This window comes from Streptomyces sp. NPDC001515, from assembly GCF_053597115.1.
Window position 1 is genome coordinate 23439 of record NZ_JBSFHN010000008.1, and the last position, 26378, is coordinate 49816.

General features: G+C 73.4%; 24 protein-coding genes. 14 read left to right on the forward strand and 10 right to left on the reverse strand.

Going from position 1 to position 26378, the window contains the following annotated elements:
* Positions 1-72 precede the first annotated feature (72 nt).
* The 3 genes from ACWCXC_RS11175 (at position 73) to ACWCXC_RS11185 (ending at position 4077) form a co-directional block, all read left to right on the forward strand.
* Complete coding sequence (locus ACWCXC_RS11175; RefSeq protein ID WP_450888192.1) at positions 73-1305, forward strand: arginine deiminase; 1233 nt, start codon at positions 73-75, stop codon at positions 1303-1305.
* Between the two features lie 166 nt (positions 1306-1471).
* The gene (gene argF / locus ACWCXC_RS11180) at positions 1472-2482 is read left to right on the forward strand and encodes an ornithine carbamoyltransferase (protein WP_450888194.1); all 1011 of its coding nucleotides are present in this window, start codon (positions 1472-1474) and stop codon (positions 2480-2482) included.
* Between the two features lie 179 nt (positions 2483-2661).
* Positions 2662-4077 (forward strand): amino acid permease, encoded by a 1416-nt coding sequence (locus ACWCXC_RS11185; RefSeq protein ID WP_450888196.1) that lies wholly within the window; start codon positions 2662-2664, stop codon positions 4075-4077.
* Between the two features lie 13 nt (positions 4078-4090).
* Here the strand turns inward: ACWCXC_RS11185 and ACWCXC_RS11190 are convergent, their stop codons facing one another.
* Complete coding sequence (locus ACWCXC_RS11190; protein ID WP_450681170.1) at positions 4091-4522, reverse strand: ATP-binding protein; 432 nt, start codon at positions 4520-4522, stop codon at positions 4091-4093.
* A 267-nt stretch (positions 4523-4789) separates the two neighbouring features.
* On the opposite strand from ACWCXC_RS11190, the gene ACWCXC_RS11195 reads away from it, so the two are divergent.
* Complete coding sequence (locus ACWCXC_RS11195) at positions 4790-5617, forward strand: enoyl-CoA hydratase family protein (protein ID WP_450888199.1); 828 nt, start codon at positions 4790-4792, stop codon at positions 5615-5617.
* Positions 5614-7929 (forward strand): bifunctional salicylyl-CoA 5-hydroxylase/oxidoreductase, encoded by a 2316-nt coding sequence (locus ACWCXC_RS11200; RefSeq protein WP_450888201.1) that lies wholly within the window; start codon positions 5614-5616, stop codon positions 7927-7929. Before ACWCXC_RS11195 ends, ACWCXC_RS11200 begins: the two co-directional genes overlap by 4 nt.
* Here ACWCXC_RS11200 and ACWCXC_RS11205 read toward each other — a convergent pair.
* The 4 genes from ACWCXC_RS11205 to ACWCXC_RS11220 form a co-directional block, all read right to left on the reverse strand.
* Complete coding sequence (locus ACWCXC_RS11205) at positions 7916-8356, reverse strand: hypothetical protein (RefSeq protein WP_450681167.1); 441 nt, start codon at positions 8354-8356, stop codon at positions 7916-7918. The two genes, ACWCXC_RS11200 and ACWCXC_RS11205, sit on opposite strands and share 14 nt — an antisense overlap.
* Entirely contained in the window at positions 8349-9185 is an 837-nt protein-coding gene (locus tag ACWCXC_RS11210) for a GNAT family N-acetyltransferase (protein WP_450888203.1), read from the reverse strand. The genes ACWCXC_RS11205 and ACWCXC_RS11210 overlap by 8 nt, the downstream gene beginning before the upstream one ends.
* A 90-nt stretch (positions 9186-9275) precedes the next feature.
* Complete coding sequence (locus ACWCXC_RS11215) at positions 9276-10091, reverse strand: PaaX family transcriptional regulator (protein WP_450888205.1); 816 nt, start codon at positions 10089-10091, stop codon at positions 9276-9278.
* Positions 10092-10095: 4 nt separating this feature from the next.
* Positions 10096-11733, reverse strand: a complete 1638-nt coding sequence (locus tag ACWCXC_RS11220; RefSeq protein WP_450888207.1) for an AMP-binding protein — start codon at positions 11731-11733, stop codon at positions 10096-10098.
* 149 nt (positions 11734-11882) lie between these two features.
* On the opposite strand from ACWCXC_RS11220, the gene ACWCXC_RS11225 reads away from it, so the two are divergent.
* Positions 11883-13013, forward strand: coding sequence for an acyl-CoA dehydrogenase family protein (locus ACWCXC_RS11225; protein ID WP_450888209.1), 1131 nt, complete (start codon positions 11883-11885; stop codon positions 13011-13013).
* Positions 13010-13411, forward strand: a complete 402-nt coding sequence (locus ACWCXC_RS11230; RefSeq protein ID WP_450681162.1) for a RidA family protein — start codon at positions 13010-13012, stop codon at positions 13409-13411. Before ACWCXC_RS11225 ends, ACWCXC_RS11230 begins: the two co-directional genes overlap by 4 nt.
* A 123-nt stretch (positions 13412-13534) precedes the next feature.
* On the opposite strand, the gene ACWCXC_RS11235 is transcribed toward ACWCXC_RS11230, so the two are convergent.
* From ACWCXC_RS11235 to ACWCXC_RS11255, 5 genes are read right to left on the reverse strand one after another with little or no spacing between them, the layout of a single operon-like run.
* On the reverse strand, positions 13535-14668 hold the full coding sequence (locus tag ACWCXC_RS11235; RefSeq protein ID WP_450888211.1) for an FAD-dependent monooxygenase: 1134 nt from the start codon (positions 14666-14668) through the stop codon (positions 13535-13537).
* Positions 14669-14718: 50 nt separating this feature from the next.
* Complete coding sequence (locus tag ACWCXC_RS11240) at positions 14719-15285, reverse strand: GTP-binding protein (protein WP_383642320.1); 567 nt, start codon at positions 15283-15285, stop codon at positions 14719-14721.
* Between the two features lie 6 nt (positions 15286-15291).
* The gene (locus ACWCXC_RS11245) at positions 15292-15711 is read right to left on the reverse strand and encodes a DUF742 domain-containing protein (protein ID WP_450681160.1); all 420 of its coding nucleotides are present in this window, start codon (positions 15709-15711) and stop codon (positions 15292-15294) included.
* Entirely contained in the window at positions 15708-16145 is a 438-nt protein-coding gene (locus ACWCXC_RS11250; protein WP_450681159.1) for a roadblock/LC7 domain-containing protein, read from the reverse strand. Before ACWCXC_RS11250 ends, ACWCXC_RS11245 begins: the two co-directional genes overlap by 4 nt.
* Complete coding sequence (locus ACWCXC_RS11255) at positions 16142-19012, reverse strand: nitrate- and nitrite sensing domain-containing protein (RefSeq protein ID WP_450888214.1); 2871 nt, start codon at positions 19010-19012, stop codon at positions 16142-16144. Before ACWCXC_RS11255 ends, ACWCXC_RS11250 begins: the two co-directional genes overlap by 4 nt.
* A gap of 324 nt (positions 19013-19336) precedes the next feature.
* Here ACWCXC_RS11255 and ACWCXC_RS11260 point away from each other — a divergent pair, with 324 nt between their 5' ends.
* The 7 genes from ACWCXC_RS11260 (at position 19337) to mnhG (ending at position 26374) form a co-directional block, all read left to right on the forward strand.
* Entirely contained in the window at positions 19337-19768 is a 432-nt protein-coding gene (locus ACWCXC_RS11260) for a (4Fe-4S)-binding protein (RefSeq protein ID WP_450681157.1), read from the forward strand.
* Positions 19769-19884: 116 nt separating this feature from the next.
* The gene (locus ACWCXC_RS11265; protein ID WP_450888216.1) at positions 19885-22794 is read left to right on the forward strand and encodes a Na+/H+ antiporter subunit A; all 2910 of its coding nucleotides are present in this window, start codon (positions 19885-19887) and stop codon (positions 22792-22794) included.
* The gene (locus ACWCXC_RS11270; protein WP_450681155.1) at positions 22791-23408 is read left to right on the forward strand and encodes a Na(+)/H(+) antiporter subunit C; all 618 of its coding nucleotides are present in this window, start codon (positions 22791-22793) and stop codon (positions 23406-23408) included. The genes ACWCXC_RS11265 and ACWCXC_RS11270 overlap by 4 nt, the downstream gene beginning before the upstream one ends.
* Positions 23405-25057 (forward strand): Na+/H+ antiporter subunit D, encoded by a 1653-nt coding sequence (locus ACWCXC_RS11275; RefSeq protein ID WP_450888218.1) that lies wholly within the window; start codon positions 23405-23407, stop codon positions 25055-25057. The genes ACWCXC_RS11270 and ACWCXC_RS11275 overlap by 4 nt, the downstream gene beginning before the upstream one ends.
* Positions 25054-25698 carry a Na+/H+ antiporter subunit E gene (locus tag ACWCXC_RS11280; protein WP_450681153.1) on the forward strand — a complete coding sequence of 215 codons (645 nt, stop codon included), beginning with the start codon at positions 25054-25056 and terminating at the stop codon, positions 25696-25698. Before ACWCXC_RS11275 ends, ACWCXC_RS11280 begins: the two co-directional genes overlap by 4 nt.
* Positions 25695-26024 (forward strand): monovalent cation/H+ antiporter complex subunit F, encoded by a 330-nt coding sequence (locus ACWCXC_RS11285; protein ID WP_450681152.1) that lies wholly within the window; start codon positions 25695-25697, stop codon positions 26022-26024. Before ACWCXC_RS11280 ends, ACWCXC_RS11285 begins: the two co-directional genes overlap by 4 nt.
* Complete coding sequence (gene mnhG / locus ACWCXC_RS11290) at positions 26021-26374, forward strand: monovalent cation/H(+) antiporter subunit G (protein ID WP_450681151.1); 354 nt, start codon at positions 26021-26023, stop codon at positions 26372-26374. The genes ACWCXC_RS11285 and mnhG overlap by 4 nt, the downstream gene beginning before the upstream one ends.
* Positions 26375-26378 lie beyond the last annotated feature (4 nt).

The following is a 26378-nucleotide window of genomic DNA, read 5'->3' on the forward strand; positions in this document are numbered from 1 at the left end:
GGGTTCCGCCGCCGGCGGAACCCGAGAGCGATTCGCCGGGTGAACGGTGCTCCGCGCGGTGAGGATGAGGGCATGGGATTCCATGTCGACTCCGAGGCCGGGCGGCTGCGCCGCGTCATCCTGCACCGCCCCGATCTGGAACTGAAGCGGCTCACCCCGCGCAACAAGGACGCGCTGCTCTTCGACGACGTGCTCTGGGTGCGCCGCGCCCGCCAGGAACACGACGGATTCGCGGACGTGCTGCGGGACCGGGGCGTGGAGGTGCACCTCTTCGGCGATCTGCTCCAGGAGGCGCTGGAGATCCCGGCGGCCCGCCGGCTGGTGCTGGACCGGGTCTTCGACGAGAAGGAGTACGGTCCGCTCGCCACCGAGCATCTGCGCGCCGCCTTCGAGGAGTTGCCCGCGCCCGAGCTGTGCGCGGCGCTGGTCGGCGGGATGACGAAGCGGGAGTTCCTGGAGCGCTCCCCGGAGCCGGTCTCGGTGCGCTTCCACGTCATGGACCTGGACGACTTCCTGCTCGGTCCGCTGCCCAACCACCTGTTCACGCGCGACACCTCGGCGTGGATCTACGACGGGGTCTCCATCAACGCCATGCGCTGGCCGGCCCGGCAGCGCGAGACCGTGCACTTCGAGGCGATCTACCGTCACCATCCGCTGTTCACCGGCCCCGACGCGGGCCCCTTCCACCACTGGTCGGAGGGGCAGGACGACTACCCGTCGACGATCGAGGGCGGTGACGTGCTCGTCATCGGCCGGGGCGCCGTCCTCATCGGGATGAGCGAGCGGACCACCCCGCAGGCGGTGGAGATGCTGGCACGGGGCCTCTTCGACGCCGGGTCCGCGCGGACGATCGTGGCGCTGGACATGCCGAAGAGCCGGGCGTTCATGCACCTGGACACGGTGATGACGATGGTCGACGGGGACACCTTCACCAAGTACGCCGGCCTCGGGATGCTCCGCTCGTACACGATCGAGCCGGGCGACGGCCCCCGGGACCTCAGGGTCACCGACCATCCGCCCGAGCACATGCACCGGGCGATCGCGGACGCGCTGGGGCTCGACGCGATCCGGGTCCTGACCGCCACCCAGGACGTGCACGCCGCCGAGCGCGAGCAGTGGGACGACGGATGCAACGTGCTGGCGGTCGAGCCGGGCGTCGTCGTGGCGTACGAGCGCAACGCCACCACCAACACGTATCTGCGCAAGGAGGGCATCGAGGTCATCGAGATCCCGGGCAGCGAACTGGGCCGGGGCCGGGGCGGTCCGCGCTGCATGAGCTGTCCGGTGGTCCGCGACCCGGTGTAGCCCGGGGCGGGGCGGACATTGCCGGTGGTGCGGGCGGGGCGGGCGCCGCCGGTGGTGCGGGCGCGGCGTCAAGGTGCCCGCACCGCCCTGTATAGCGATGCATTGCGTCGTATAGACTTCCAGGGTTACCGTATGCGTCCCCCCGCCCGACCCAGGAGCAGTCACCATGGCCATAGACCTCGCAGGCCGCCACTTCCTCAAGGAGCTGGACTTCACGGCCGAGGAGTTCCGCGGCCTGATCGGCCTGGCCGCCGAGCTCAAGGCCGCGAAGAAGGCGGGCACGGAGGTCCAGCACCTGCGCGGCAGGAACATCGCGCTGATCTTCGAGAAGACCTCGACCCGCACCCGCTGCGCCTTCGAGGTCGCCGCCGCGGACCAGGGCGCCTCCACCACGTACCTCGACCCCTCCGGTTCGCAGATGGGCCACAAGGAGTCCGTGAAGGACACCGCCCGGGTCCTCGGCCGGATGTTCGACGGGATCGAGTACCGGGGGGACAGCCAGCAGGCCGTCGAGGAGCTGGCCGCCCACGCCGGTGTCCCCGTCTTCAACGGGCTCACCGACGACTGGCACCCCACGCAGATGCTCGCCGACGTCCTCACGATGACCGAGCACTGCGCGAAGCCGCTGGAGCGCACCGCCTTCGCCTACCTCGGGGACGCCCGCTTCAACATGGGCAACTCCTACCTGGTCACCGGCGCCCTGCTCGGCATGGACGTGCGCATCGTCGCGCCGCGGGCGTACTGGCCCGCCGACGCCGTCGTGGCCCGGGCGCGCGAGCTGGCCGCGAGCAGCGGGGCCACCGTCACGCTCACCGAGGACATCACCGAGGGCGTGCGCGGCGCCGACTTCGTCGCCACCGACGTCTGGGTCTCGATGGGCGAGCCCAAGGAGGTCTGGGCCGAGCGCATCGCCGCCCTCGCGCCGTACGCCGTGACCATGGACGTGCTCCGGGCCACCGGCAACGACGACGTGAAGTTCCTCCACTGCCTCCCGGCCTTCCACGACCTCGGCACCAAGGTCGGGCGCGAGATCAACGACCGCTACGGACTGTCCGAGCTGGAGGTCAGCGACGAGGTCTTCGAGTCCGCGCACTCCGTCGTCTTCGACGAGGCGGAGAACCGGATGCACACGATCAAGGCCGTCATGGTGGCGACGATGGGGACCCGGACCCGCTGACCCGGACATCCCGCATGAACATGCACCCAATTGGGTGAATATGCACCTACGTGCCTATGATGGTCTCCGCCGGTGGGGTTCGAGCTCGCACGCTCGAACCCCGCTTTCGTGTGCACGCCGCCCCCCACCCCTCGGCGCACCGCCCCACCCCCCCACCGCCGGAGAATGAGACCACCGCCGTGAGCCCCCTGCGCCTGCCCGGCCCGCCCCCGCGCCTGAAGGATCCCCACCAGCTGATCGCCGAGTCCGGGGCCGACCTGGAGGGCCATGGGCTCAAACGCACCATGGGCCTCTTCCAGCTCGTCTGCTTCGGGGTCGGGGCCGTCGTCGGCACCGGGATCTTCGTCGGGCTCTCCGACAGCGTCGCCGAAGCCGGACCCGCCGTCGTGGTGTCCTACGTCCTCGCGGCCGTCACCTGCGTGTTCACCGCGTTCTCGTTCGCCGAGCTGGGCAGCGCCATCCCCGTCTCCGGCAGCTCCTACTCGTACGCCTACGCCACCCTCGGCGAGCGCCTGGCCTTCCTCGTCGGCTGGTGCCTGCTCCTGGAGTACGGCGTCTCCGTCTCGGCCGTGGCCGTCGGATGGAGCCAGTACGTCAACGAACTGCTCGACAGCCTGATCGGCCACCAGTTGCCCCAGGCGCTCTCCGCGGGCCCCGGCGACGGCGGCGTGGTCAATCTGCCCGCCGTGCTCGTGATCATGATGGCCGCGACCCTGCTGGTGCGCGGGGTGCGGGAGAGTGCCGGGGCCACGGCCGCGATGGCCGTCCTCAAGATCGCCGTGCTGATCATGTTCTGCGCCATCGCCTTCACGGCCTTCGAACGCGGCCACCTCACGCCGTTCCTGAGCCACGGCCCCGGCGGGGTCACCGCGGGGGCCTCGCTGGCCTTCTTCTCGTACATCGGCTTCGACGCCATCACCACCACCGGCGAGGAGGTCCGCAATCCGCGCCGCGACATCCCCCTCGCGATCCTGATCTGCATCGGACTGGTGACGCTGCTCTACTGCGCCGTCGCCCTCGCCGCCATCGGGGCGCTGGGCCCCGGGGCCGTCGCGGACCAGCCGGCCGCGCTCTCGCTGATCGTCGACCGGGTCACCGGCTCGGACATCGGCGGCGGGATCATCGCCTTCGGCGCGGTCGTCGCCATCGCCTCGGTCGTGCTCGCCGTGATGTACGGGCAGACCCGCATCCTGATGTCCATGTCGCGCGACGGCCTGGTGCCCAGGGTCTTCGAACGGGTCTCGCCGCGCACCGCGACCCCGGTCGCCAACACCTGGATCGTCGCCGCCGTCTTCGCCGTCCCGGCCGCCTTCGCCTCGCTCGACGTGGTGGTGAACCTGACCACCATCGGCACCCTCGCCACCATGGTCGCCGTCAACGCCGCCGCCGTCGTGCTGCGCCGCCGCAACCCGGAGGTGCGGGGCGCCTTCCGCGTCCCCCTCCACCCGCTGAGCCCGCTGCTCGGCATCGGCTTCTGCGTCTATCTGATGTACGGGACGGGCTGGGCGACCTGGGTGCAGTTCGCGGTGTTCCTGGTGGCCGGGGCGGCGGTGTACTCCGGATACGGGCACCGCCGCTCGCGGCTGGCCGGCTGACCCGGCCGGGCGCTCAGGTCGCCGGACGGGCCGGTGCCGGCAGGGTGAACCAGACCGCCTTGCCGCGCTCGGTCGTGCGGTGGCCGCAGGCCGCGCTGAGCGTGCGGATCAGCAGCAGCCCCCGGCCGTGCTCCTGCCAGGGATCGGGCATCCAGTCCGGGCCCGGGCGGGAGAGGTCCCCCGGCGGCGCCGGATCGCCGTCGTGCACCTCCACCTGGCAGACGCTCTCCAGCAGCTCCACCACCAGCTCGACCGGGTCGTCGCCCGGGGTGTGCTCCACCGCGTTGGCGACCAGCTCCGCCGTCAGCAGCTCGGCCGTGTCGGCGTCGGCCGGGGCGTCGAGGTCCGCCAGGACCGCGCGGATCAGCGCGCGGGCGATCGGCACGGCCGCCGTGGAGTGCGGCAGGGTGATGCGCCAGGTGGTGGCGGGGGCGTCGGGCGGCACGGCGGGGTCCGTTCGGGCGGGTGGACACTCCTGGAATCGCCCGTTCCGGGGGCGCAGGACTTCGTGGCTCCCACCTTACGAACGCCCACGACACGGGCAAGGGACTCCCGACCGGTGCGAAGGGGACGTTCGTCACCCTCGACCCGCCCGTCCCGGTCCGCACGGGCCTCCCGGGACCCGGCTATCGCGCACTCGTGACGGAAGTCACGTACCGGTGATAGCTTCGAGAGGCAGGCAGCAGCCCGACGGCCGAAGGGTCCCCCCTCCATGAGTCCGTTTCCCAGCTCGGCCTCCCGCACCGAGACGTGGCGCCATCTGCGGGTCAGCACGCGCGACGGCGTCGCCACCGTCACGCTCGCCCGCCCCGAGAAGCTCAACGCGCTGACCTTCGGCGCCTACGCGGACCTGCGCGATCTGCTCGCCGAGCTCTCCCGTGAGCGCGCGGTCCGGGCCCTGGTGCTGGCCGGAGAGGGGCGTGGCTTCTGCTCCGGCGGCGATGTGGACGAGATCATCGGCGCCACGCTCTCCCTGGACACCGCCCGGCTCCTGGACTTCAACCGGATGACCGGCCAGGTGGTCCGCGCCCTGCGGGAGTGCCCCTTCCCCGTCGTCGCCGCCCTGCACGGAGCCGCCGCCGGGGCGGGCGCCGTGCTGGCCCTGGCCGCCGACTTCCGGGTGGCCGACCCCACCACCCGGTTCGCCTTCCTCTTCACCCGCGTAGGGCTCTCCGGCGGCGACATGGGCGCGGCCTATCTGCTGCCCCGCGTCGTCGGCCTCGGCCACGCCACCCGCCTCCTCATGCTGGGCGACCCCGTCCGTGCCCCCGAGGCCGAACGGATCGGGCTGATCAGCGAACTGACCGAGGAGGGCGAGGCCGACACCCGCGCCGCCGCCCTCGCCCGCCGCCTCGCCGACGGACCCGCCCTCGCCCTCGCCCAGACGAAGGCCCTCCTCACCGCCGAACTCGACATGCCGCTCGCCGCCGCCGTGGAGATGGACGCCGCCACCCAGGCCCTGCTGATGCACGGCGAGGACTACGCCGAGTTCCACGCCGCCTTCACCGAGAAGCGGCCGCCCGCCTGGCGCGGACGATGACCGGCCCCACCGCCCCGGACCACGGCCCCCGGAAGATCGCGGTCATCGGCGGCGGCCCCGGCGGGCTCTACGCCGCGGCCCTCCTCAAACGGCTCGGCCCCGGCCGCGAGATCACCGTCTGGGAGCGCAACGCCCCCGAGGACACCTTCGGCTTCGGCGTCGTCCTCTCCGACGAGACCCTGGGCGGCATCGAGCACGCCGACCCCGTCGTGTACGCCGCCCTCCAGCGCGCGTTCGTCCGCTGGGACGCCATCGACATCGTCCACCGAGGCCACACCCAGACCTCCGGCGGGCACGGCTTCGCCGCGCTCGGCCGCCGCCGGCTCCTGGAGATCCTGCACGCCCGCTGCCAGGGCCTCGGCGTCCGCCTCCGCTTCCGCACCCCGGCACCGTCCGCCGCCGAACTCGCCGCCTCCCACGATCTGGTGATCGCCGCCGACGGCGTCCACAGCCTCACCCGTGACGCCCACGCCGAGCACTTCGGCCCCCGCGTCACCTCGCACCGCTGCCGCTACATCTGGCTCGCCGCCGACTTCCCGCTGAACGCCTTCCGCTTCGAGATCGCGGAGACCCCGTACGGCGTGATGCAACTGCACGCCTACCCCTACGCCCGCACCCCCGACGGCGGCGGCGCCTCCACCGTCATCATCGAGATGCGTGAGGAGGTCTGGCGCGCGGCCGGCTTCGACGCCCCCGACCCGGCCGCGTCGATCCGCCGGTGCGCCACGATCTTCGCGGAGGCGCTCGGCCACCGCCCGCTGCGCTCCCACCGCTCCTCCTGGCTCACCTTCCGCACCGTCGCCAACGCGCGCTGGTCGCACGGCAACACCGTCCTCATCGGGGACGCCGCCCACACCGCGCACTTCTCGATCGGCTCGGGGACCAAGCTCGCCGTCGAGGACGCCCTCGCCCTCGCCGCCTGCGTCGAGGAACGGCCGGCCCTGCCCGAGGCGCTCGCCGCGTACGAGACCGAGCGCCGGCCCGTCGTGGAGTCCACCCAGCGCGCCGCCCTGGCCAGCCTGCGCTGGTTCGAGGAACTGGCGACGTACGTCGACCAGCCGCCCCGGCAGTTCGCCTTCAACCTCCTCACCCGCAGCCGCCGGGTCACCCACGGCAATCTGCGGCTGCGCGACGCCGCGTTCGCCTCGGCCGTCGAGGAGGAGTTCGGCTGCCCGCCGGACACCCCGCCGATGTTCACCCCGCTGCGGCTGCGCGGACTCCACCTGCGCAACCGCGTCGTCGTCTCGCCCATGGACATGTACTCCGCCACCGACGGCGTCCCCGGCGACTTCCACCTCGTCCACCTCGGGGCCCGCGCCCTCGGCGGCGCCGGACTCGTCATGACCGAGATGGTCTGCGTCAGCCCCGAGGGCCGCATCACCCCCGGCTGCACCGGCCTCTACACCGACGAGCAGGCCGCCGCCTGGACCCGGATCACCGACTTCGTGCACGGGCAGTCGCCCGGCACCGCGATCGGACTCCAGCTCGGCCACTCCGGCCGCAAGGGCTCCACCCGGCTCATGTGGGAGGGCATCGACCAGCCCCTCGACCACGGCAACTGGCCCCTGACCGCCGCCTCACCGCTGCCGTACGCGCCGGGCGTCAGCCAGGTCCCGCAGGCCCTGGACCGGGCCGGACTCGACACCGTCCGCGCGCAGTTCACGGCCGCCGCCCGCCGCGCCGCCGCCTGCGGGTTCGACCTCCTCGAACTGCACTGCGCGCACGGCTATCTGCTCTCCGGTTTCCTCTCCCCGCTCACCAACCACCGCACCGACGCCTACGGCGGCCCGCTCGCGAACCGGCTCCGCTACCCGCTGGAGGTGTTCGACGCGGTCCGCGCGGTCTGGCCGGACGACCGGCCGATGACCGTCCGGATCTCCGCGACCGACTGGGCCGAGGGCGGCACCCGCGCCGAGGACGCCGTGGAGATCGCCCGCGCCTTCGTCGCCCACGGGGCCGACGCCATCGACGTCTCCACCGGCCAGGTGGTGCCCCAAGAACGCCCCGAGTACGGGCGTTCGTACCAGACCCCGTACGCCGACCGCATCCGCAACACCCTCTGCGTGCCGGTGATCGCCGTCGGGGCGATCTCCTCCTGGGACGACGTCAACTCCCTCCTCCTGGCCGGACGCGCCGACCTCTGCGCCCTCGCCCGCCCCCATCTGTACGACCCGCACTGGACGCTCCACGCGGCGGCCGAGCAGGGCTGCACCGGACCGGGCGCGCCCTGGCCCGCGCCGTACCGGGCGGGCAGCCGCACCCCGCCCACCGGCCGCACCGACGCGCCCCGGCCGCGCCTCACCCTGGGCTGACGTCCTCGCAGGTGTGGCAGAGACACGGATCCGGGTGCGGCGCCCCGTGGTAGGTGTCCCGGCCCAGACGGGCGATCCGCTCCAGGCGCTCCGCCAGCTCCTCCGTCTCCTCACGGGTGCGCACCGGCAGGCCCGCGCAGCGCCGGATCACGGCGGGGGAGTACACCAACCGCGCCCGGAAGGTGTGCAGATGGCGGGTCCCCGTGTCGATGGTGATCCACCGCCCGTGGTGCCGGCCGTGCCCGACGGCGGTGAGCTGTTCGCTGCCCATCCCCGGGTAGGTGTCCACGACATAGACCTTCGCCCCGCCCCGGAACGCCTTCGTGCCCGGCCGGAACTCCTGCCCCCGTTCCCCGTACCGCCGCCACCGCACCACGTTCGCGGCGACCAGCCAGAGCGGTGCGGGGCGTTCGGGCGGCTCACTCATCGCCGGGCCGTGCCTCGATCACCAGCCGGTCCGCGACGGGCCGGTAGCCGATGCGGGTGTACACACCGTTGCTCGTCGGATTCGCCAGGTCGGTGAAGAGCAGCAGTTCCTCCGTGCCGGCCGCCAGCGCCGCGCGGCTCGCCTCGGCGGTCACCGCCGCCGCATAACCCCGGCCCCGGTGCTCCGGCGGGGTGTACACGGGCGCGATGCGGGCGCTCCCCGCGATCCGGGGCGTGATCCCGGCCATCGAGACGGGCGCGCCGTCGTGCTCCCAGAGCGTCAGCCGGCCCTCCGCGACGCGCTCGTCCACCCGTTGGGCGTGGCGGTCGACCGGGCTTTCGGGGCCGCCGATGTCGGCGGCGAACGCGGCGAACCAGCCCAGCAACAGCTCCCGGTCGGCCGGGGCGGCGAGCCGGGCCCGGCCCGGCGGTGCGGGCGAGGGCGGGACCAGCGTGCCCAGCCGGTACAGGCGCTGCTCCTCCTCGACCCGGTGGGCCGGCCAGTGCGCGGCCACCGCCAGGGCCGTCTCCCGGTCCGCGTTGACACGGGTCAGCGCGTGGGCGTCCAGCAGCGGCCCGACGGCCTGAGGGGGCAGCCCGTTCAACGAGGCCGGGTACGGCGGTGTGTGGAGCAGCGTGCCCGCCACCGCGCCGTCCGGGCCGCTCCACCAGCCCAGCACCGGGTCCCGCTCACCGAAGGCGCGCCGGCCGTGGCGGCGCAGCGCGTCGGTGACGGTCAGCACCACCGTGTTCTCGGCGGGGCGGGCGGCCAGCGAGGGTCCGGCGGCGGCCAGGAAGACGTCGACGTCGTGCGTGAAGGTCCAGGTCATGCCTCGGCATTCTGCCGCCGGGGGCGCCGCCGGGGCACGGGATTTAACCGGGGCGGACCGGCCCGGGGGAGGCACTCCGGCGGGACCGGGTCATCCGTGGACGAACGCCGCGCCCGCGTCCCGCAGCCGCTCGTGGAGCAGGCCGAAGACCTCCGCCGACCGCCCGCCCCGCCACCCCTCGGGCAGGAGTCCAGCGGGGAGCCCGGGGTCCGCGTACGGCACCCGCCGCCACGAGTCCAGCGCCAGCAGATAGTCCCGGTAGGCGGCACCCGGTTCGGGTGTCCGGTCCACGCGCGCCTCCCAGTCGCGCAGCACCGGTTCGTGCCGGGCCAGGAAACCGGCGTGGAGCGCGTCCAGCGCGTCCAGGTCCCACCAGCGGGCCACGGACTCCCCGGTGGCCGCGAACCCCAGGTGCGTGCCCCGGAACAGTTCGACGTAGGGCGCGAGTCCGAGGCGCTCCAGGGTGTGCCGGGTCTCCTCGTACAGCCCCGCCGGGGCGATCCACACCCCCGGCGCCGCCGTGCCGAAGCCGAGCCGGGCCAGCCGGGAGCGGAGCAGATGGCGCTTGTGCCGTTCGGACTCGGGGACGGAGAACACCGCGAGGAGCCAGCCGTCCCCGACGCGCGGACCGGGGTGCCGGTAGATCCGCCGGTCCCCGTCGTCCAGCAGCTGCCGGGCGTCGTCCGACAGCGCGTACCCGGCCGCGCCGGCCTCCGTACGGGCCGCCACGAGCAGTCCGCGCCGCTTCAGCCGCGAGACGGCGGACCGCACGGCCGGTGGATCGACCCCGACGGCGCCCAGCAGCCGGACCAGTTCGGCCACGGCCAGCGGGGCGTTGCCGGGGGAGCGGCCGTACGCGCCGTAGAGGGTGACGATCAGCGAGCGGGGCGTGTGCGGTTCGATCATCCGATCATTCTCGTCCGGTGGCGCCGGATCCCGCAGCGGCTTCGCCCTCGCGCAGCCGGAACCGCTGGAGCTTTCCGGTGGCGGTACGGGGCAGCTCCGGCAGGAACGTCAGCAGCCGGGGGCACTTGTGCGGCGCCAGCTCGGCGCGCATGAAGGCGCGCAGCGCGTCCTCGGTGAGCGCGGAGCCCTCCCGGCGGACGACGTACGCCGCGACGACCGCGCCGCGCAGTTCGTCGGGGCGGCCCACCACGGCGGCCTCCGCCACCTCGGGATGGCGCAGCAGCGCGTCCTCGACCTCCGGGCCCGCGATGTTGTACCCGGAGGAGATGATCATGTCGTCGGCGCGGGCCACATAGCGGAAGTAGCCGTCCGCGTCGCGCACATAGGTGTCCCCGGTGAGGTTCCAGCCGTGCCGGACGTACTCCCGCTGCCGGGCGTCCGCGAGATAGCGGCAGCCGACCGGGCCGCGCACGGCGAGCAGTCCCGGCTGCCCGTCCGGCACCTCGGCCCCGTCCTCGTCCACCACCCTGGCCTGCCAGCCGGGCACCGGCAGACCGGTGGTGCCGGGCCGGATCGCGTCGTCGGCGGCCGAGACGAAGATGTGCAGCAGTTCGGTGGCCCCGATGCCGTTGATGATCCGCAGCCCGGTCCGCTCGTACCAGGCGTGCCAGGTCGCGACCGGCAGGTTCTCGCCCGCCGACACACAGCGGCGCAGCGCCGGCAGGTCCTGCCCGTCGAGGTGGTCCAGCATCACCCGGTACGCCGTCGGCGCGGTGAAGAGCACCGAGACCCGGTGCGCGGCCAGGGCCGGCAGCAACTGCTTGGGCCCGGCCTGTTCCAGCAGCAGCGCCGATGCGCCGGCGCGCAGCGGGAAGAGCACCAGACCGCCGAGCCCGAAGGTGAAACCGAGCGGCGGGCTGCCCGCGAAGACGTCGTCGGGCTCCGGCCGCAGGACGTGCCGCGAGAAGGTGTCCGCGACGGCCAGCACGTCGCGGTGCAGGTGCATGCACCCCTTGGGCCGGCCGGTCGTCCCCGAGGTGAACGCGATCAGCGCCACGTCGGCGGCGGCCGTGTCCACCGCGCGGAAGGGGCCGGGCCGGGCGTCGGCCAGCGACAGCAGATCGTCCGCCCCCTCACCCCCGTACGCGGTGATCCGCAGCCCCGGCACCTCCGCCCGTACCAGGTCGTCCAGCGAACGGGCGTCGCACAGCGCGTGGCCGATCCGGGCGATCGAGGCGATCGTGGCCAGTTCGGCGGCGCGCTGCCGCGCCAGGACGGTGACGGCGACGCCCCCGGCCTTGAGCACCGCCAGCCAGCAGGCGGCCAGCGTCGGGGTGGTCGGGCCGCGCAGCATCACCCGGTTGCCGGGCACCACGCCCAGGTCCTCGGTCAGCACCCGGGCGATCCGGTCGACGAGCCCCTGGAGCTCCCCGTAGCTCATGACGGCGCCGTCGGGTGCACGGAAGGCGGCCCGGTCCGCGCCGAAGCGTTCGACGGTGCGGTCCAGGAGTTCGGCGGCGCAGTTGAGCCGGTCCGGGTAGTCCAGTCCGGGCAGGTCGAAGAGCAGGTCCGGCCACTCGTCGGCGGGCGGCAGATGGTCCGCGGCGAAGGTGTCCACGTGCGCTGAGGTCTTCGGGTCCATGAAGGATCGCCCCCTTGTCGCCCTTGGAGCGTATCGTTCGGGTGACGGTAGTCAACGGTCCGCGATAAAGGAGCGGACCCGGGGACCGCACTCCGCCGCCACGGGGACCGGACGCGGCCTTCGACGGGATGCGACAGGAGAGGCGCCGTATGACGGCATTCTCGCTCGATCCGGCACAGACCGCCCGCTGCGAGGAACTGCGCGCACTGGCCGAGGAACGGCTGCGCCCGCTCGCCGCCCGGGGCGAGCCCGGCCGCGTCAACCGCCCCCTCGTCGCGGCGCTCGGCGAGCTGGGCCTGCTCGACCGGATGTTCGCCTCCGGCGCCCTCGACCTCTGCCTGCTGCGCGAATCGCTCGCCCGCGGCTGTACGGAGGCCGAGACGGCCCTCGCCCTCCAGGGCCTGGGCACCTCCCCCGTGGTGCGGGCGGGCACTCCGGAGCAGCGCGCCCGCTGGCTCCCGGGGGTCCGCGCCGGCCGGACCGTCGCCGCCTTCGCGCTCAGCGAGCCCGGCGCCGGTTCCGACGCGGCGGCCCTCGCCCTGGACGCCGCGCCCGCCCCGGGCGGCGGCTGGCGGCTGACCGGCGAGAAGCGCTGGATCTCCAACGCGCCGGAGGCCGACTTCTACACCGTCTTCGCCCGCACCACCCGGGGCGCCGGCGCCCGGGGCGTCACCGCCTTCCTCGTCCCCGCCGACCGGCCCGGCCTCACCGGCACCGCGCTGGACATGCTCTCCCCGCACCCCATCGGCGCCCTCGCCTTCGACGCCGTCCCGGTCACCCCCGACGACGTCCTCGGGGAACCGGACCGGGGCTTCCGGGTCGCCATGAACACCCTCAACCTCTTCCGCCCCAGCGTCGGCGCCTTCGCCGTCGGCATGGCGCGCGCCGCCCTGGACGCCACCCTGGAGCACACCGCCGCCCGCACCGCCTTCGGCGGCCCCCTCAAGGACCTCCAGTCCGTCGCGCACCGCGTCGCCGAGATGGCCACCCGCACCGAGGCCGCCCGCCTGCTGGTGTACGCGGCCGCCGCCGCGTACGACGCGGGGGAGCCGGGCGTGCCCCGGCGGGCCGCGATGGCGAAGCTCTACGCCACCGAGACCGCGCAGTACGTCGTGGACCATGCCGTCCAGTTGCACGGCGCCCGCGCCCTGCGCCGGGGCCACCTCCTCGAACACCTCTACCGCGAGGTCCGCGCCCCCCGGATCTACGAGGGGGCCAGCGAGGTCCAGCGCACCGTCATCGCCAAGGAGCTGTACGCCGACCGGGAGCCCATCGCATGAGCCAGATCCACCGGATCAACCCCGCCGAACTCGCCCCGCCCGCCGGCTTCTCGCACGCCGTCACCGTCACGGGCGGCCGGCTCGTCCTGCTCGCCGGCCAGACCGCCCTGGACGACCGGGGCGACCTCGTCCCCGGCACCCTGCCGGAGCAGTTCACCACCGCCCTCACCAATCTCCTCGCCGCCCTCCGCGCGGCCGGCGGCTCCCCGGCCGACCTGGCCCGGGTCACGGTCTACACCACCGACGTCGCCGCCTACCGCGCCCACGCCGCCGAACTGGGCCGCGTCTGGCGCCGCCTGGCCGGCCGCGACTACCCCGCGATGGCCGTCATCGGAGTGGTCCGCCTCTGGGACGAACAGGCCCTGGTCGAGATCGACGGCATGGCCGCCGTGCCGTAGGGCCTGGCCGGCCCTTCCCCGCCCTTCCCGTCCGCCGGGCGACGCCACGCTCGCCCCCCGGGGGGTGTCCGGAAACGGCGAACGGGCCGCCCGGCAGTGCCGGACGGCCCGCTCGCGACCGGGTCAGTACGGCTGCACCAGCACGTGCGCCGCGCCCGGGATACCGGTCTTCAGCAGCTCGTCCTCCTCGGGCGTGGTCTCCCCGCCCGTCTCCTGCTTGAGGACCGCGCGCGACATGGCCTGCACCCACATGGCGCGCGGGCGGCGACGGGCCTCCCAGACGTCCAGCGCGGTGGCGAGGTCCTGCTCGGCGTCGAGCGACTCCGCGAGCACCTGGGCGTCCTCGACGGCCATCGCCGCGCCCTGCGCGATGTGCGGGGTGCAGGCGTGCGCGGCGTCACCGGCCAGGACGACCCGGCCCACGTGCCACGGCTCCTCGACGGTCACCTGGGAGATCCGCGAGTAGACGACGCCCTCAGGTCCGGTGACCTGCTCCAGCGCCTCGGCGATCGGGCCCGAGAACATCGGCAGCCGCTCCTTGAGCTGCTCGTGCGCCCGCTCCGGGTCCGGCCGGAAGTCCTCGGCCTCGGCGAACACCGAGCCCAGGTACATCAGTTCGTCCGTGATCGGCGTCAGCAGCGCCTTCGCGGCCTGGCCCGCGGTGGCCATCACGACCCCGCGCACCTGCTCCTGGCGGGGCACGGTGACCCGCCAGTTGGCGAAGCCGCTGTACTGCGGGGCGTAGCGGTCCCCGTACAGCCGGGTGCGCAGCGGCGAACCGATGCCGTCGAAGCCGACGACCAGGTCCCAGCGGCCGGACGAACCGTCGGACAGCGTGACGTCCACGCCCTCGCCGTCGTCCGTGAGGTCGGTGATGGTCGTGCCGAAGCGGATCTTCGCGCCGGCCCCGGTGGCCGCGGCGCCCAGCACCTGGGCCAGGGCCGGGCGCGGGATGCCGTTGTTGGACGGGGCGTCGCCCATGCGTGGCTGCGGTATCGCGGCCACGGTGTTGCCGGCCGGGTCCGCGATGGTGAGGACGTCCCACTCGAAGCCCGCCTCCAGGCAGGCGTCGAGGGCGCCGATCTCCCGCATGACGTGCAGGGCGTTGGACGGCTGGATGATGCCGACGCCCAGGGCGTCGAGCTCCTCGCGGAGTTCCACGACCTCGACGGTGTGGCCGCGCCGGCCCAGGGCGGTGGCGAGCGTGAGGCCGCCGATGCCGCCGCCGTGGATCAGGACGCGCAGGGGTGTTGCCATATCGGATCTCCAGAACGGGGGAAGGGGAAAGGGACGGGGGCGGGGGCGTGTCAGCCCGCGACCGGGAGGCTCATCAGGTGGTCCACCAGGGCCAGCAGCACATCGCGGCCGAAATGCCGCTCCCGCACGTCACCGACGAGCATCGGCACATGCGGGTCGAGGTCCAGGGCGGCCCTGATCTCCTCGGGGGTGCGGGTGTTGTGGCCGTGGAAGCAGTTGATCGCGACGACGAACGGGATGTCCCGGCTCTCGAAGAAGTCGATCGACGCGAAACTCGTCTCCAGCCGCCGGGTGTCGGCGATCACGACGCCGCCCAGGGCGCCGTTGACGAGGTCGTTCCACATGAACCAGAAGCGTTCCTGGCCCGGGGTGCCGAACAGGTAGACGACCAGCTCGGGACTGACCGTGATGCGGCCGAAGTCCAGGGCCACGGTCGTGGTGTCCTTCTGCCCGATCCCGGCCAGATCGTCGACGCCGATGCTGGCCTTGGTGAGGAACTCCTCGGTCCGCAGCGGCGCGACCTCGCTGACGGCGCCCACGAGGGTGGTCTTGCCGACGCCGAAGCCGCCGGCGATCAGGATTTTTACGGCGGCGGGGGCCGCCTGACTGATGGTCATCTTGGCTCAGAGTCTCCGGAGTCCTTCGCGAACAGTGGCCAGCATGGCCATGTCGGCACCGCCGGCCGCCCGTGCCACCGAGATCGGGGCGCGGGCGAGCAGCAGGCCCTGGGCGACCAGGTCCGCCAGCAGGATCTTGGTCACCGAGACCGGGAGGTTGAGATCCGCGGCGACCTCGGCGACCGCCGCGGGGCGACGGCAGCGGTCCAGGATCATCCGGTGCTCCGGCTGGAGCCTGCCCGGATGCACCGGCGCGCCGCGGTCGTCCCGCGGGGTGTCCGCGGTCGTCAGTACCGTGATGAGGCTGAAGTCGTCCCGTTCGGGCGCGGTCCGGCCCCGGGTGATGGTGTACGGGCGCACCATGGTGCCCGCCCCGTCCTCACCGTCGTCGTGGTGCAGCTCGTCGTCCTCCCAGTGCGGGGTCACACGCGCGGCCCGTCCCCACCGCCGAAGGCGTCGAACTCGTTGCGCACCGGGGTGCTGAGCTTCTGGCCGACCTGCTGGACGAGGTTGTGCATGGCGAGCGACATGATCTCGGCGTCCACCTCCTGGGAGGCCACCACGGCCAGATGCGTGCCCTGGCCGGCCGAGATGATGAAGAGCCACAGCTCCGACAGTTCGACGATCACCTGGTGCACGCCGCCGCCGTTGAAGAGCTGGCCCACACCGCGGGCCAGGCTCTGCTGACCGGTGCAGATGGCGGCCAGCCGCTCGGCGTCGGACCGTTCGATCGTGCGCGAGTGGCTGACGACCAGGCCGTCGTCGGACAGCAGGACGGCGTTCAGGGTCTCGGCCACCGAGTCCACCAGACCGTCGAGGAGCCAGTCGAGGTCCTGATGCGTGGCGGTTGTGCGTGTCATGACCGTTCTTCTCTCGTGGGGAGGGGGGAGGGGGGTTCGGGCTGCTTCGGCGGCTCCTCGGTCGCGCGGGCGGCGCGGGACCGGCGCTGGAAGGCTCCGATGGCGGCTCCGGCGCGGCGCGGGGCCGGGCTGGGAGCGGGGCCGGCGGAGGGAGCGGCCGGCGCGGACCCGGTGGAACCGGCCGCGGGGTTGATCCGCAGTTCGTCCGCGAGGCTGGCCTGGCGCACCCGGCGCGGCAACGGGGGTTCCGTCGCGGGGCCGGAGGGCAGCGCGGGCCGTGCGGGCCCGCCGCCGTGGCCGGTGGTGCCCGCCGGCGGGGGAGCCGGGTGGTCGGGCTCGGAGACCGGAAACCGTCCGGGCGGGGCGGCGGCCGGTTCCGGCTGCCGGGGACCGGGCACCGGGAAGCCCGCGGGGGCGGGGACGTTCCCTCCGTAGGCGCCCGGGTAGGGCTGCTGCGCAGGCATGTACGGCTCCTCGGGCGTCGCGTACGGCTGCTGGTGCGGCACCGGGTACTGGCCCTCGGCCTTCATGTAGGGCTGTTCGCCCTCCTCGTACGTGTGCGGCCGGCCACCGCCGAAGGCGCTGTCCGGCGCGGCGACGTACGCGTTCTGGTCCGCGCCCCGGTACGGCGACGCGGGCGCCACGTGGCTGTACGCGCCGTCCGGCGTGGAGCCGGGGAACGCGGCGTACGGGTGCTCCGGCTCGCCGAAGGGCTCGGCGGCCGGCGACGGACGCTCCTCCCGGGCGGGGAAGGGGTCCTCCGCCACCGTGTAGGCCGTGCCGTCGGTGGTGAACGGGGCGCCCGCGGCGTGCAGGGCCGTGACGTCGGCGAGCGCCTGGCCGCGGCCGCGGCTGGGCAGCGCGTCGGTGTCGGCCGTCGGCGCGGGCACCGCCGGGGGCACGGGCGCCGCGGGGGCGGCGGCCGGCTCGGGCGACGGCACGGCGGCCGGACCGGAGTGCGGGCCGGGGACGGTGAGCGCGTCCGGGACGAGGACGACGACCCGGGTGCCCCCGAAGGCCGACTGGCGGAACTCCACCCGCAGACCGTGCTGGTCGGCGAGGCGGGCGATCACGTGCAGACCGAGACGGATGTCGTCGGAGTGGGCCAGCACGTCCATCCGGGGCGGCACGCTCATCAGCTGGTTGGCCTCGGCGAGCTGCTCCTCCTCCATCCCGAGTCCGCGGTCCTCGACCTCGATGGCCAGGCCCCGGCTCACCCGGGCGGCCCTGACCTCGACGGGGCTGGGCGGCTTGGAGAAGGTGAGGGCGTTCTCGATGAGTTCGGCCAGGACGTGCGAGACCGGGCCGACGGCCCGCTCCGCGAGCCAGGGGGCCCCGTCCAGGTCGAGCACCACGCGCTGGTAGTCCTGCACCTCGCCCTGGGCGGAGCGCATGACGTCCAGCAGCGGTACGGGCTTGCGCCAGCGGCGGTGCGGGGAGCCGCCGGCGAGGATCACCAGGTTCTCCTCGTAGCGCCGCAGACGGGCGGTGAGGTGGTCGAGGTCGAAGAGGCCGTCCAGCACCTCGGGGTCCTCGTGCTTGCGCTCCAGCTCGTCCAGCTTCTTCAGCTGCTGACCGATCAGCTGCTGGGTGCGGCGGGCGATGCGCTGGAGCAGCCGCTCGAAGCCGCGGTGCTGGTCGGCCTGTTTGACGGCCGCCTGCAGGGCGCTGGTGCGGGCCAGGTCGAGCGCGTTGCCCAGCTGGGCCAGCTCGTCGCCCTTGCCGGCCTCCCCCTGCTGGCCGATGGCGCGGACCTCGGCCTCCATGTCGATGCGCTCGCCGTTGGCGAGCCGCTCGACGACATCGGGCAGGGCCTTCTCCAGCTCCTCGGCGCGTTCCTGGAGTCCGCCGATCCGGCGGCGCAGGTTGCGGGTGAGACGCCAGGTGAACCAGATGACCGCGACGACGGCGAGCAGGCCGACGACCGTGGTCAGCACCACGCGGATGAGCAGCGAGATGACGCTGTCCTTGCCGTTGGCGACCACGAGATCGGTGCGGTGCTCCATGAGCTTCACCAGCTGGGGCGTGACCTCGTCCATGGCGCCGCGCCAGGTCGTCTCCTTCGCGCCGAGCGTGACGAATCCGGAGGCGTCCGGGTCGGCGGGGCGCAGGACCTCGTTCTCCACCTGGGTCTTGGTCTTCCACGCCGAACTGGCGGAGATCTCCTCCCACATGGCCTTCTCCTCGGCCGAGAGGTACGGGGCGACCTTCGTGGTGAACTGGAAGGACTGCCCGGCGACCGCCTGGCGGACCTGCTGGAGGTCCGAGGTGCTCAGCTTGCCCTTGGGCCAGCCGCGGGCCAGCAGGGCGTCGGAGCGCGAGATCATTTCCTTGGCCCAGAACACGTCGACCAGCGGCTGGGACAGCGTGGTGATCTTGCCGTTGTCCACGTGGCTGAGCGCGGTGAAGAGCTTCAGGTCGACGGCGATCAGGTCCGTGTAGTAGCGGTACACGACCTTCTGCTGTCCGTCGCCGCCCTCGTCGACGAGGGTGCGCTGGGCGGGGAGTTGGGTGATCGCCGACCGGGCGGCGACGACGGCCTCGCGCACCTCGGTGGGGGCGTCGTCGGTGGCGATGTCCGAGAGCGACTGGAAGGTGTCGATCGCTTCGTCGGTCAGCTTGCGCTGCTTGCGCAGCGCGTCGGTGGTACCTCCGTGGCGGGCCAGAGCCTCGGCGCTGAGCCGGCGCTCCTCCTGCAGGTTGTAGTACACGATGTTGGACGGCTGGCCGGCCTTCTGGGCCAACTGCCCCTGGGCCGCCTGCTTCTGGAAGTCGAGCAGAGTCTGACCACTGGTGACGGCCCAGAGGGCGGCCAGTGCGACACCGGGGACGATGGCCAGTACGAGCAGGGCCGTCCGCAGCGACATTGTGGTCGAGCCGCTCCGCCGTGACGCGCGCGTGCGCAGGGCATGCTCCTTGACGATGGTGCCAGCCTCACGACTGGTCAATTCCGTTGAGAACTTCGACAGATAGATATTAGTCACACTGCGAAAAACGAAAGGAAGCGGGCTCACATGTGCAACACCAGTCGCTCACACCTCGTTCATCACTGCGGTGAGCTGTCCGGAAATGGGCGGTACGGCGGTGGCTCCGAGTAGCGGGAGCCGCCGTTCGGGGGGAGGCTGAAAACATCCGTACGGGAGCGCCCCCGCCCCCGCACGCGGACCCCGCAGCCCCGAGGGAGGCTCCAGGTGGCCGCCGAACCGCCCCCGCGCCCCGCGGTCAGGTCGTACGACGGAGACGGCATCACCGTCGAGTACGACGTGCGCCGCTGTCTGCACGCCGCCGAGTGCGTACGCGGCCTGCCGGCCGTGTTCGACACCGGCCGCAGGCCCTGGATCCAGCCCGGCGCCGCCCCCGCCGACGACATCGCCGAGGTCGTCCACCGCTGCCCGAGCGGCGCGCTCCAGTACCGCCGCACCGACGGCGGGTCCGCCGAGGAGCCCGAGACGCCCACCCGTGTCTCGCTCGGCGGCGACGGAGTGCTGCGTCTGCGCGGCGATCTGGAGGTGGAGACCCCCGACGGGCCCCGCAAGGAGACCCGGGCCATGCTCTGCGGCTGCGGACGCACCCGGAACACGCCCTACTGCGACCACAGCGGACCCTGCGGCGCACCCGACTGATCCCAGCGCACCGCGACGGGCGCGGCGCGCCGTACGGGTGAAGCCCGGTCGGGGATATATCTGTATTTAGTGCCCAAAGCCCGTTTCGCACCCCATCGTGCCCCCGCACCCGCCGCATGACCGCGCTCGTCGTCTGCCACTTCGTCCTGGCCGCCTGCGCGCGCCCCCTGGTGCGCCGGCTCGGCGCCCGCGCCTTCCTCGTCCTCGCCCTGGCCCCGGCCGCCACCACCTGCTGGGCGTTCACCCAGTGGGACACCGCGGCCTCCGGCGGCTCCGACACCTGGTCCTGGGCCTGGATGCCCGCGTACGACGTCACCGTCCAGCTGCGCCTGGACGCGCTCGCCGAACTCATGGTGCTGCTCGCGGCCGGCATCGGCACCCTCGTGCTGCTCTACTGCGCGTCGTACTTCCGCACCGGCACCCCCGGGCTCGCCGGATTCGCCGGGAACCTGCTGGCCTTCGCCGGGGCCATGCTCGCCCTCGTCCTCGCCGACGACCTGATCACGCTCTACGTCTTCTGGGAGCTGACCACGGTCTTCTCCTACCTGCTCATCGGCTTCGACAGCACCCAGCGCCACAGCCGCCGCTCCGCCCTCCAGGCGCTCACCGTCACCACCCTCGGCGGCCTCGCCATGCTCGTCGGCTTCCTGATCATCGGCCGCGAGGCGGGCACCTACCGCATCTCCGCGATCCTCGCCGATCCGCCCGCCCACGGCCCCGCCCTCACCACCGCCGTGGTCCTCGTGCTGTGCGGGGCCCTGTCGAAATCCGCGGTCTGGCCCTTCGGCCTCTGGCTCCCCAACGCCATGGCCGCACCGACCCCCGTCAGCGCCTATCTGCACGCGGCGGCCATGGTCAAGGCGGGCGTCTACCTGATCGCCCGGCTCGCCCCCGCCTTCGCCGACGTCCCCGTCTGGCGGCCCCTCGTCCTCGTCCTCGGGGGCGCCACCATGCTGCTCGGCGGCTGGCGGGCACTGCGCCTCCACGACCTGAAACTCGTCCTCGCCTACGGCACCGTCAGCCAGCTCGGCTTCCTCACCCTCCTCGCGGGCGTCGGCAACCGGGACGCCGCGCTGGCCGCCGTCGTGATGATCCTCGGCCACGCCCTGTTCAAGGCACCGCTCTTCCTCGTCACCGGCATCGTCGACCACGCGGCCGGCACCCGCGACCTGCGCCGGCTCTCCGGCGTCGGGCGCGCGCTCCCGTACGTCTGCGCCGTGGGCACCGCCGCCGCCGCCTCCATGGCCGCACTGCCCCCGCTGCTCGGCTTCGCCGCCAAGGAGACCGCCTTCGGCGCCCTGCTGCACGGCGACACCGCCGACCGCTGGGCCCTGGCCGTCGCCGTCATCGGATCGATGCTGACCGTCGCCTACACCGTCCGGTTCGTCTGGGGCGCCTTCCTGCGCAAACCCGGCGTCCCCGACACCCCCGTCCACCGCGTCGGCGCCGCCTTCGTCGCGCCGCCCGCGCTGCTCGCCGGGTGCGGGCTCGTCCTCGGCCCCGGCATCGGCTGGACCGACCGGCTGCTGAGCGCCTACGCCGACACCTTCGCGCCCACCGCCCACCCGTACCACCTCGCCCTCTGGCACGGCTGGGGGACCGCCCTGCTGCTCTCCGCCGTCGCCACGGCAGGCGGCGCCGTCCTGTTCGCCGCCCGCGGACCCGTCACCCGGCTCTCCCGGCGCATCGCCTGGCCGACCGCCGACAGCGTCTTCAACCAGCTCGTCCTGGGCCTGGAACGGCTCTCCCTCCAGACCACCGGCTTCGTCCAGCGCGGCTCCCTGTCGGTCTACCTCGCCACCACCCTGCTGGTGATGCTCGCCGCCCAGCTCACCGTCCTCGGCGTCGACCGGCCCTGGCGCGACGCCGCCGCGCCGCGCCTGTGGGACGTACCGCTCCAGGGCGCCGTCGCCGCGCTCACCTGCGCCGCGGCGCTGCTCTGCCTGACCGTGCGCCGCCGCATGAAGGCCGTGGTCCTCGCCGGACTCACCGGATACGGCACCGCGCTGCTCTTCGTCGTCCAGGGCGGGCCCGACCTGGCGCTCACCCAGTTCTGCGTGGAGACCGTCTCGATGATCGTGTTCGTGCTGGTGCTGCGGCGGATGCCGGTGCACTTCCAGGAGACGGTCAGCACCTGGCGGCGGGCCGTCCGCGTCCCCGTGGCGCTGGCCGCCGCGGCGACGCTGAGCGTGGTGGTCTGGGTGGCCGCCGCCGGGCGCACCGCCGACGCGGCGGGTGCCGCCATGGTCGAGGAGACCGCGCACCACGGCCTCAAGGACGTCGTCGCCACCATCCTCGTGGACCTGCGCGCCTGGGACACCATGGGGGAGTCCGCCGTCCTGGCCGCCGCCGCGATCGGCGTCACCAGCCTCATCTATCTGCACCGCCGCGCCGAGGGGACCGGGGCCCCGCCCGAACGGCCCGCGCACACCGCCTGGTCGGTGACGGCCGCCCCGCTGACCGGTGTCCCCCTCGGAGACGAGGGCGCCCCCGAACGCGGCTGGCTGGCGGCCGGGGCCACCCTCGCCCCCGAGCACCGCTCCGTCGTCTTCGAGGTCGTGGCCCGGCTGCTGTTCCACCCCATCCTGGTCCTCTCGGTCTATCTGCTGTTCTGCGCCGAGAACATGCCGGGCGGCGGATTCGTCGGCGGGCTCGTCGCCGGGGTCGCCCTGATCACCCGCTACCTCGCCGGGGGCCGCTTCGAACTCGCGGAGGCCGCCCCGCTCCAGCCGGGCCTCTTCACCGGCCTCGGCCTCTTCCTCTCCACCGGCGTCGCGCTCCTCGGCCTCGCCGACGGAACGGTCCTGCACGCCTGGACGTACCACGGCCACCTGCGGCTCGTCGGCGACTTCCACTTCGGCACCCCGGTGATCTTCGACTGCGGGGTCTATCTGCTGGTCCTCGGCGTCGTCCTGGACATCGTGCGGGCCCTGGGCGCCAAGATCGACCGGCAGATCGAACGGGCGGCGGCCGAACAGGCGGCCCGCTCCCGGCCCGCACCCGGGACGGGAGGCGCCGCCCGGTGACCGTCAGCGCCTCCCTGCTCGCCACCGCCGCCGTCCTCTGCGCCGTCGGCGGCATCCTCATGCTCACCCGGCCGCTCACCCGGATCCTGCTGGGCGCGGTGATCGCCGGCAACGGCATCAACCTGCTCGTCCTGGCCGCCGGCGGCTCCGCCGGCCGCGAACCGCTGCTCTACGGCGTCGACCTGGCCAAGGTCACCGACCCGCTGCCCCAGGCCATCGCCCTGACCGCGATCGTCATCACCCTGGCCACCACCGCCTTCCTCCTCGCCATGGCCTACCGCAGCCACCAGCTCAACGGCACCGACGAGGTCCACGACGACCTGGAGGACCGGCGCATCGTGCTCCGCGCCGAGGTCCTGGACGAACGCGACGAACTGCGCGAGCGCTACCGCGCCGCCGCCGACCCCTCCGCCGAGGAACGCCGCCGCTACCGCGAGGAGCGCCGCCGGCTCCGCGCCCGCCTCCGCGCCGACCGCGCCCTCCAGGCCCGGGGCCGCTACGCCACCGGCGACCTGTGGGACGACGTACTGGGCGCCGACCCGCAGGAGCCCGCGACACCCCCCGGCGACGGGGCCCCCGGCCACGGCGGCCCGAACCGAGGAGAGACCGGATGAACGCACTCGTCCCGCTGCCCGTGCTGCTGCCGCTCTGCGCCACCGGACTGAGCCTCGCCTTCGGCACCCGGCTCAAACAGATCCAGCGCCTGATCAGCGTCGCGGTCCTCACCGCCGTCCTGGGCCTGTCCGTCACCCTGATGATCGTCGCCGACACGGACGGCCCGCTCTCCGTGCACCTCGGCGACTTCGCACCCCCGCTCGGCATCACCCTGGTCGCCGACCGGCTCTCGGGACTGATGCTGACCGTCTCCTCGGCCGTCACGCTCTGCGTCCTCGTCTACTCCCTGGGCCAGGGCATGGCCGACCGGGACGAGGAGACACCGGTGGCGGTCTTCCACCCCGCCTATCTCATCCTGGTCGCCGGGGTCTCCTGCACCTTCCTCGCCGGTGACCTGGTCAACCTGTACGTCGGCTTCGAGATCATGCTCGTCGCCAGCTTCGTCCTGCTCACCCTCGGCGGCACCGGCCCCCGGATCCGCGCCGGTTCCACGTACGTGATCATCTCGCTGTTCTCGTCGATGCTCTTCCTCACCGCCATCGCCATGACGTACGCGGCCACCGGCACCGCGAACTTCGCCCAGCTCGCGGGCCGCCTCGCCGTGCTGCCGCTGGGCGTCCAGACCCTCATCCAGGCGATGCTGCTGACCGTGTTCGCCGTCAAGGCCGCCGTCTTCCCGCTGGCCGCCTGGCTCCCCGACTCCTACCCCACCGCACCGGCCCCCGTCACCGCCGTCTTCGCCGGACTGCTCACCAAGGTCGGCGTCTACTGCATGCTGCGTACCGAGACGCTGCTCTTCCCCGGCAACCGGCTCGGCGACCTCCTGATGGCCGCGGCCCTCGCCTCGATGACCGTCGGCATCCTCGGCGCGGTCGCCCAGACCGACCTGAAACGGGTCCTCTCCTTCACCCTCATCAGCCACATCGGCTACATGGTCTTCGGGATCGGGCTCGCCACCCGCGAGGCGTACGGCGGGGCGATCGTCTACGTCGTCCACCACATCACCGTCCAGACCACGCTGTTCCTGGTGGCCGGGCTGATCGAACGGCGCGGCGGCACCACCGAACTCACCCGCCTCGGCGGCCTCTCCCGGGCCGCCCCGGCGCTCGCCGTGCTCTTCTTCGTCCCCGCGATGAACCTGGCGGGCATCCCGCCGCTCTCCGGCTTCATCGGCAAGCTCGGGCTGATGCGGGCGGGCGTCGACGCCGGCGGGTTCTGGGCCTGGACCCTGGTGACCGGATCGGCCGTGACCAGCCTGCTCACGCTGTACGTCATGGCCAAGGTCTGGAACCTGGCCTTCTGGCGGGCCGCGCCGCCCGGCCAGGCCGCCGACGGCACCGTCCTGGAGACCGACGAGGACGGCGACGACGACACCGACGAGGGCCCCGACCGGATGCCCGGCACCGGCGACGAAGGCGTACGCCACCGCCACGAACCGGCCGGGCGGGCCGTCGCCGCCACCCTGCACGGCCATGCCGTGACCACCACCACCCGGCTGCCCCGACCGATGACCTGGGCCACCGCTGCGGCCGTGGTCCTCGGCCTGGCCTTCACCGTGCTCGCCGGACCGCTCACCTCGTACACCGACCGCTCGGCCGCCGAACTCCTCGCGCGCGCCCCCTACATCGAGGCGGTGCTCGGCCGGTGAGAAGGCTCATCACGTTCTCCTTCCGCAACCGCGAACTGCCGCCCTTCAGCCTCGACATCGGCCGCCGCCGGCCCCGGGTGCTCGACCTGCCCCTGATCGCCTGGCTCACCGTCATCTGGGTGCTGCTCTGGTCCAGCCTCAACTGGGCCAACCTGCTGACCGGCGCCCTCGTCGCCGTCGCCGTCTGCCTGGCCTTCCCGCTGCCGCAGGTCGACCTCGGACTGCGGCTCCACCCCTGGGGCATCCTGCGGCTGGCCGTCTATCTGCTGTACGACATGTACACATCGGGCGTGAAGGTCACCCGGCAGATCTTCGTGGACCACCCGCACCGGGCCGCCGTCATGGCCGTACCCCTGCGCTGCCGCTCCGACCTGATGCTCACCGCGACCGCCGTCGCCGTCTCGAACGTGCCGGGCGGCTCGGTCGTCGAGGTCCGCCGCGCCACCGCCACCCTGTTCCTGCACGTCCTCGACGCCGACCGGCCCGCCGAACTGGACGCCGCCCGGCGCTCGGTGTGGCGGCTGGAGGAGCTGACCGTCCGCGCCTTCGGCACCCGCGACGAGATCGAGCGCGTCGCCGCACCGCCCCCGACCGCACCGCACTCCGGCCACCGGCCGGACGATCCGGAGGAAGACGCATGAGTGTGCCGGAGACCGTCGACCGGGGCCTGCTGATCGCCGCCGTCGTCCTCGTCGTCCTCGCCGGGGCCGGGCTCCTCGCCCGCATCTGGCGCGGCCCCTCGATGCTCGACCGGGCGATCTCGCTGGACGTCTGCGCGGCCCTGATCATCGCCGGGCTCGGCGCCAAGTCCGCCTTCGCCCGGGACCCGTTCTACTTCCCGATCATGCTGGTGCTGGCCTTCCTCGGCTTCACCGGATCGGTCGGCATCGCGCGGTTCATCGCCGTGCGCGACCGGCCCCCCGGCCACCCCCGCACCGACGGGCCGGCCGACAAGGACGCGCCATGAGCGTCTGGCTCCGGATCGCCGACACGGCCGGCTCGGTCCTCGTCCTGATCGGCGCCGCCATCTGCCTGCTCGGCGTGGTCGGCATGCTGCGCCTGCCCGACGTGCTCTCCCGCAGCCACGCCGCGACCAAACCGCAGTCCCTGGGCATGCTGCTCGTCCTGGCCGGCGTCGCCCTGCGGCTGCGCAGCGGGATGGACCTCGCCACGCTGGGGCTGATCGGCTTCTTCCAGCTGATGACCGGACCGGTCGCCGCCCATCTGGTCGCGCGCTCCGCGTACCGCACGGGCCAGATCGACCACGGCGAGCTGCTCTTCGACGAACTCGACGAACAGCTCACCGAGGAGGGCTGAGGGG